The sequence below is a fragment of the Clostridium acidisoli DSM 12555 genome (assembly GCF_900176305.1).
Classification (GTDB): domain Bacteria; phylum Bacillota; class Clostridia; order Clostridiales; family Clostridiaceae; genus Clostridium_I; species Clostridium_I acidisoli.
Genome location: NZ_FWXH01000024.1, coordinates 24,249 through 32,121 on the forward strand (window position 1 = coordinate 24,249; position 7,873 = coordinate 32,121).

7 protein-coding genes are annotated in these 7,873 nt (G+C 30.9%); 5 read left to right on the top strand and 2 right to left on the bottom strand.

All coding sequences use genetic code 11. The annotated features are described in order from the left end of the window. Positions 1 to 166 precede the first annotated feature (166 nt). The 4 genes from B8978_RS17015 (at position 167) to B8978_RS17030 (ending at position 3,635) form a co-directional block, all read left to right on the top strand. Entirely contained in the window at positions 167 to 1,519 is a 1,353-nt protein-coding gene (locus B8978_RS17015; protein ID WP_084117490.1) for a [Fe-Fe] hydrogenase large subunit C-terminal domain-containing protein, read from the top strand. A 350-nt stretch (positions 1,520 to 1,869) separates the two neighbouring features. Continuing rightward, positions 1,870 to 2,388, top strand: coding sequence for a phosphatase PAP2 family protein (locus tag B8978_RS17020; protein ID WP_084117491.1), 519 nt, complete (start codon positions 1,870 to 1,872; stop codon positions 2,386 to 2,388). A 55-nt stretch (positions 2,389 to 2,443) separates the two neighbouring features. After that, the gene (locus B8978_RS17025; protein WP_084117492.1) at positions 2,444 to 3,097 is read left to right on the top strand and encodes an HAD family hydrolase; all 654 of its coding nucleotides are present in this window, start codon (positions 2,444 to 2,446) and stop codon (positions 3,095 to 3,097) included. 103 nt (positions 3,098 to 3,200) lie between these two features. Beyond that, complete coding sequence (locus tag B8978_RS17030; protein ID WP_084117493.1) at positions 3,201 to 3,635, top strand: hypothetical protein; 435 nt, start codon at positions 3,201 to 3,203, stop codon at positions 3,633 to 3,635. A 19-nt stretch (positions 3,636 to 3,654) separates the two neighbouring features. Here the strand turns inward: B8978_RS17030 and B8978_RS17035 are convergent, their stop codons facing one another. Then, complete coding sequence (locus B8978_RS17035) at positions 3,655 to 4,227, bottom strand: GNAT family N-acetyltransferase (RefSeq protein ID WP_084117494.1); 573 nt, start codon at positions 4,225 to 4,227, stop codon at positions 3,655 to 3,657. A gap of 369 nt (positions 4,228 to 4,596) precedes the next feature. Next, a complete protein-coding gene (locus B8978_RS17040; RefSeq protein WP_084117495.1) occupies positions 4,597 to 6,153 on the bottom strand; it encodes an ABC-F family ATP-binding cassette domain-containing protein in 1,557 nt (518 codons plus the stop codon). A 158-nt stretch (positions 6,154 to 6,311) separates the two neighbouring features. Here B8978_RS17040 and B8978_RS17045 point away from each other — a divergent pair, with 158 nt between their 5' ends. Continuing rightward, positions 6,312 to 7,487 (top strand): class I SAM-dependent rRNA methyltransferase, encoded by a 1,176-nt coding sequence (locus B8978_RS17045; RefSeq protein ID WP_084117496.1) that lies wholly within the window; start codon positions 6,312 to 6,314, stop codon positions 7,485 to 7,487. The last annotated feature ends 386 nt before the right edge of the window (positions 7,488 to 7,873 follow it).

Sequence of the window (7,873 nt, forward strand, 5' to 3'; positions counted from 1 at the left end):
TACTTTCAAATATACGTTTTACATTTTTCTAGTTTTTTTAACATTATTAGTATATACTATATATTGAAAACTAAATTTTCTGAATTTTCTAGCTTGCTATTCTAAAGTATATTTCCTATTGTCTATGGTTAAAATTAATAATAAATTACAAGAGGAGTGAGTACATATGAAAGCAGAATACAGTGGTATTTTTAAAAACTTAGTTAGTTCATATTACAATGGTACATTTGATGCTTATTTATCAGAACTACTTTCCAATGAAAATATAGATAAAGAGGCTTTAAGCGGAGCTGTCTCTTCCTTATGTGGTGTAGAACTAAAATACAGTGACAATAAAGACTACATTTCAACTTTAAAAGATGCAATTAATCAGTACAATTACACTCATAAAATTGTTAACAAGATAAATAATTGCAAAATGGAATGTGCCGATGAACATGGTATTACAGCCTGTCAAAAGTCATGTCCATTTGATGCAATTTATATTGATGAAGAAAGTGGTTCCACTAAGATATCAGAAGATTTGTGCATAGATTGTGGCTTTTGCGTAGAAGGTTGCCCATTGGGCTCCATTTTAGATAATGTTGAATTCCTTCCCCTTGCTGAACTTTTAAAGAGTAAAACCCCTGTTATTGCTGCAGTGGCCCCTGCTATAATAGGTCAATTTGGTCCTACTGTTACTATTGATAATTTAAGAACAGCCTTCAAAAAGCTAGGTTTTGCTGATATGGTTGAAGTTGCTTTTTTTGCTGATATGCTCACTTTAAAAGAAGCATGTGAATTTGATTCAAAAATAAATTCTAAAGATGACCTTATGATTACTTCCTGCTGTTGTCCAATGTGGGTTGGCATGTTAAAAAAAGTTTATAGTGATATGGTTAAATACGTTTCTCCATCTGTGTCTCCTATGATTGCCGCTGGTAGAGTTATTAAAAACCTAAATAGCAACTGTAAAGTAGTATTTGTAGGTCCATGTATAGCAAAAAAGGCAGAAAGAAAAGATAAAGATCTTTTAGGTGCAATAGACTTTGTACTAACCTTTGCAGAACTTAAAGACATTTTTGAGGCATTAGATATAGACCCAAGCAAACTTCCTGAAGATCCATCTACAGACTATGCTTCAAGAGAAGGACGATTGTATGCTCGTACTGGTGGTGTATCTATTTCCGTAAATGAAGCAGTTACAAGGCTATTCCCAGAAAAAAAACATCTCTTTATAAGTGCACAAGCTAATGGAGTTAAAGAGTGCAAAGATATTCTTGAAAAAGCAAAAAATAAAGAAATATATGCTAACTTTATCGAAGGAATGGGATGTATTGGTGGATGTGTTGGTGGACCTAAAGCTTTAATTCCTAGAGAACAAGGGAAACTTAAAGTTGATGCATTTGCTGAAGACTCTAAAGTAAGAATTTCAATTGATAGCAATCAGATGAAGAAGGTATTAAAAAAAATCGGCATAAATTCGTCAAGTGATTTTATGGATGAAGAAAAGATAAGTATATTTGAAAGACACTTTTAATGTTGGTTTTTTCTAAATACATTGTTTATTCATAATAGTAATAAATTGCGAAGTACAGGTGAAGGGTTTTCACCTATGCTTCGCGGTGAAAAGGTGAAGGGTCGCTAAAGCGAGATGAAGTGTTTGACAGGCGCTTTGCTAGTCAAAGGTGAAGGGTTTTATCCGAGCCTAGCAAGGATAAAACCCTTCACTTTGCTTCGCAATTTTTTGTATTTTTCAATTCAACTTTCTTAACAATCTCTAATTTTTAACTTATCCTTAAAACTTCTTTAACACATTTATTATAAAATATTGTTTACAGGATGAATTCTTTTTCATACTATATAATATCCTTATTAGGTGGTGAACTTATGAATTCTTTTTTAAATCGTGTTCAAAAAAGAGATACTGCTCTTTTAATGATTTTTAATAACTCCATACATTGTAAATTTTTAAATTTCGTTATGCCTCTAGTAACTTACATTGGTTCAAGTATCTTTGCAATATTATTTTGTATATTAACTTTTTTTAACCCTTATACTAGAACATTATCTCTGTATACTGCCTCTGCTCTTATTATTAGTTCTATCATAGTTAGAATAATAAAAGTCCATGTAAATAGACTCAGGCCTTATTTAATATTACAAAATCTTAATATAAAAAAAATAGGTATTGACAATTATTCTTTTCCATCTGGTCATACAACCTGTGCTTTTTCTATGGCTACTATGTTGTCATTAGCCTTCCCTCACCTTGTATTCATTAGTTTCTTTATTGCGACCTTTGTTGGGGTATCTAGGATGTATTTAGGCGTACACTATCCATCTGACGTTTTAGTTGGAATTCTAATTGCGTTAACTACTTCTTATACTATATTTAATATAGTATAATGTATATGGATACTTAATGTGATAATTCTACATTTTAAATTGAGGTGATATGTATATGTTAAAAAATATTAGTGCTGCCATATTCGACATGGATGGTACATTAATCGATTCTATGTGGGTATGGGATACTATAGATATTAAATACCTAAAAAAAAGAGGATTCTCTGTTCCTGATAAACTTAGAGATGATATAATACATCTTAGTTTTGAAGAAACAGCTTTATATTTTAAAAACCGTTTTAATTTATCAGACTCCATAGAGGAAATTGTAAACGAATGGAATGACCTAGCATACATTGAATATGCAAGTAATGTAAATTTAAAACCATACGCTAAAGAGTACCTCTCTAAACTTAAGGCTAAAGGAATAAAATTAGCTATAGCTACTAGTAATTGTACTATGCTTTTAGAAACCGTTCTTAAACGTCATGGTATATATGACCTTTTTGATGTTATAACTACTACTGATGAAGTTAATCGTGGAAAAGATTTTCCTGATGTTTACTTACTATCTGCAAAAAAATTGTCAGTTAGTCCTAGTGAGTGTGTTGTATTTGAAGACATTTTACCCGCCGTAATGGGGGCAAAGGCCGCAGGAATGAAGGTTGTAGGTGTTCATGATTCTTACTCTGAATATCAGAAAAAGGACATAATGAATAACGCTGATATTTATATAAATGGATATAGAGAAATTTCAGAAGCAGTTTAGATTTTGTCTAAACTGCTTAATATTTTTTTATGCATTTTTCATATATATGGTCATATATTATAAATATAGTGAATCTTATTAATAATAATTTTAAGGAGTTAAAATGTTCATTTTTATATTATTTATTATATTGATTGCAATTTCAACTGGCATTATATATCATTTTTATAATCTGTGTTATCTACAAAAAAGACAGTTAATGCTTTTAACGAAGCAAAACAATTCACTAAAGGAAAATATAAATAGTTCAAAAATGAAATCAGAAAATATTACCTTATTATATAAGTCAACAAATTACGCTTACGGAGTTATTGAAAATCCTTGTAAGTTACATATTTCTCCATTAAAAAATTCTCCGGTTTTGTGTATACTAGACAAAAATCTAGATATTGAAATACTTGATTCTGTTGAAGTATTCCAAGAAATTTGGTACGAAATTAGATTTTTCTCTAAAACCAATATAAACAATAAGGGTTGGATTTCTGATGACAACATAAGCATTTTTAAAAATAACATATTGCAGAAATCAATAACTTAGACGTCAAAAATCTTCGTTACTATACTACAAAATTTTGTTTTTTAATCCTCCACCATACTATTTCGTCAGTTTCCTTATACTTTACTGCACCTAACTTTTCCAAAAGCTTATGTGATGGCATATTGGTTTTTTCCGTATCTGCAATCACAAAAAGTGCTTTTGGATTTTTAAAGATCCATTGAATTAATGCCTTTAATGCTTCAGTGGCATATCCTTTTCTTTGATGACTTTCTTCAATGCCATATCCAACTATTACCTCACCAAATTCATTAGGACAGCCTTTAAGTATTATAAAACCGATTATCTGTTTTTTGTCTTTATGAATTATAGCCCAATTAGTTAACCATAAGTAATTATCAGCATCCTCTAACACCTTGCGTAACCTTACCTTCATAGCATATTCCATTTCTTCATCTAACATTGTATTAATTACGCTTAAGCCCAAATCTGTTTGCATTCTTGCATAATCCTCTAATGCTAATGAAAGCTGCTGTGATTGTAATGGCACTAATGTTAATCTCTCTGTTTCAAGTCTATGATTTATTGTATTTACAGCCATATTTTCGTTTTTTTTAGTTAATTTTAAGTTCATTTTTTACTTTGCCTCCATAAAATTAAGTTTGGTTTTAACTACTCCAACATAGCTAATTACATATTATGAAGACTTACTTTATATTCAGTTTAAAGCTACAACAAAATATTATTAAGTCGTTATATTGGAAGTAGTTCTAAATAAATTTTGAAATATTAATATCTTACTCATTGGCAACCACTCCTTTAAATACTTCCAAATATATTATAGCACAAGAACTTTACAATATATTGGCAAATTTTAAGATTGGGGGTAGACCACTATATACAATTGATCAAGTTTCCAAAATAGAAACAGCAGTGATACTTTTCAGTATCACTGCTGTTATCATAAAATATTTTTTTGGTTAGCTAAAGTTATATGGAACTGCTATACAATTTTTGTCGTCCAATCCTCACAATTCCATACATCCGTTACGACATCTTGATAAAACTCAGGTTCGTGACAAACCAAAAGTATACTCCCCTTATATTCTTTTAAAGCTCTCTTAAGTTCATCCTTAGCTTCAACATCAAGATGATTTGTAGGTTCGTCTAATATAAGTATATTTGTCTCTCTATTAATAAGTTTACACAATCTAACCTTTGCCTGTTCTCCACCGCTTAGCACTGTTATTTTACTTTCAATATGTTTTGTTGTAAGTCCACACTTAGCAAGCGCTGCTCTTACTTCATATTGACTATACGATTGAAAATCGTTCCAAAATTCCTCTATACAGGTATTGTAATTAGCCTTTTTTATTTCCTGTTCAAAATATCCTATATATTGATAATCACCCAAAGTTACACTTCCTGAAATTGCTGGTATTTGCCCCATCAGACTTTTAAGAAGTGTTGTTTTTCCAAGTCCATTAGAACCTACAAGTGCAATCTTTTGACCTCTTTCCATTTTTAAATTTAATGACTTTGAAAGTGGGGTATCATATCCTATTACTAAATGATCCGTTTCAAATATAAGTTTTGATGATGCTCTTGCTGCTTTAAAATTAAATTCAGGTTTAGGTCTTTCTTTACTTATCTCTATTCTTTCAATCTTATCCAATTGTTTTTGTCTAGCCCTTGCCATTCCTGTAGTTGCTGCTCTTGCCTTGTTTTTTGCAACAAAAGTTTCAAGTCTTGAAATCTCAGCCTGTTGTCTTTCATAAGCCGCTTCAACTTGTTTTTTATTTGCCTCATATACCCTCATAAAATTATCATAATCACCAACATACCTGTTTAGTTTTCTATTTTCAACATGGTATATTAAGTTTATTACACTATTCAAGAACGGAATATCATGTGATATTAATATGAAGGCATTTTCATAGGCTTCAAGATATCTCCTTAACCATTCTACATGTTGTTCATCTAGATAGTTTGTAGGTTCATCCAAAAGTAAAATATCTGGATTTTCTAATAAAAGCTTCGCAAGAAGTACCTTAGTTCTCTGCCCTCCGCTTAAGTCCGTTACATCCTTATCAAGTCCAACCTCTGTAAGCCCTAGGCCTTTTGCTACATCTTCAACCTTTGCATCAATTACATAAAACCCACTGTTATCTAATAAATCTTGAATTGTTCCCATTCTATCAAGAAGTTTTTCTAAAGTATCAGTGTCTGCCTCTGCCATCTTATCCGTTACACTCATCATTTCTGTTTCAAGATCAAATAAGTATTTAAATGCACCTTTTAATACGTCTCTTATAGTTTGACCTTTTACAAGTTGTGCGTGTTGGTCCATATATCCAACTCTTACATTATTGGACCATTCAACCTTACCTTCATCAGGCATTATTTTACCTGTAATTATATTCATAAACGTGGATTTACCCTCGCCATTTGCTCCAATAAGTCCTACATGTTCACCTTTTAATAGTCTAAAAGATACATCTTCAAAAATAGCTCTATCTCCAAAACCATGACTAATATTCTTTACTGTAAGTATACTCATTATTTCCTCCAAAATTGTTTTATTATATAATTACAAGTTTAAATTAGCATACTGTCTATGTCAAAGAAAATTTTAAAATATGATATTTTTGTTTTCCAGATGTGTTATAATTCTTTAGATATTATAAATTATGATGTTAAATACAGGAGGTTTATTTTATGACTTGTAAGTTTTATTTAATAAAACGAAAGAACATATTAGCTGAAAATGGTCATTCTTGGATATTTTCCAATGAAATAGATGGATATGATGGAGAATATACAAATGGAGATATAGTAGAATCATATACATATGACGGTAAATTTTTAGGAAAAGGATATATAAATGACCAGTCTCAAATTGCAATTAGACTCTTAACAAGGGATATAGATGAAGAAATCAATAGAGACTTCTTCAAAAAAAAGCTAAACAATGCTTGGGAGTACAGAAAAAAGGTAATCGATACAAGTAGTTGCAGATTTGTATTTGGGGAAGCGGACTTTCTTCCTGGTTTAATTATTGATAAATTTGAGGACTATTATGTAATTCAATCTTTAGCACTTGGTATTGATAAATATAAAGATATTATAGTAGATTTACTAGTATCAGATTATGGTGCTAAAGGAATTTATGAAAGAAGCGATGCTAGAGTTAGGGAAAAGGAAGGCTTAGCTTTAACAAAAGGTTTCCTTACCGAGCCTTTCAATACAATGGTGCAGATTATTGAAAATGGCGTGAAATATTATGTTGACATTGCCGATGGACAAAAAACTGGATTTTTCTTAGATCAAAAGGAAAATAGAAAATCAATTCATAAAATAGTTAAAGATGCAGAAGTATTAGATTGCTTTACTCATACTGGTTCCTTTGCACTAAATGCTGGTATCGCCGGTGCTAAAAGCGTTCTTGGTATTGATATTTCAGAGCATGCAGTTGAATTCTGTAGGAAGAATGCGGAGCTTAACGGGCTGTCACATAGGGTTAAATTTGAATGTCATAATGCTTTTGATATCCTTAGAGAGTGGTCTGACGAAGGTAAAACCTATGATGTAGTAATTTTAGATCCTCCTGCTTTTACAAAATCTAGAGATACTATAAAAAGTGCTAAAAGAGGTTATAAAGAAATTAATCTAAGAGGTATAAAGCTTGTAAAAGAAAATGGATACCTTGTGACTTGTTCATGTTCTCATTTCATGAACCCTGAACTTTTTAAGGAGACTATTTCAGCTGCTGCAAAAGATGCTGGAAGGCTTTTAAGACAAGTAGAATTTAGAACTCAAGCTCCTGATCATCCGATATTATGGACTTCAGATGAGTCATACTATTTAAAATTTTATATATTTCAAGTTATATAAATATTTTTTGATTCTTGATAGTTAGAAAGTGCGAAGTACGGGTTAATGCTTTTTACTCTACTGCGTGAGTAAAAAGGTGAAAGATTGCCAGAGTGGCAAGATTAAAGAATTAACGGTAATGCCGTTAATGGTGAGAGAATTTGCTTTTAGCATCATCAAATCTTTCATCTAGCCGCAGGCTTTCTTTAATCTTTTTATCTAGCTTTTAGCTACGATAAAATTCTTTAGTCTTTACTTTGCACTTTCTTTATATTATGACCTAACTATATTTTAAAACGTACCTGCATTCCTAAATTGAACTAAATGATTTAATACAAATTCAGTTCCTCCCATTCCCATAGCAAAGAAGGACAAAACTATTATTAAAAATATTGCTCCAAAATCAT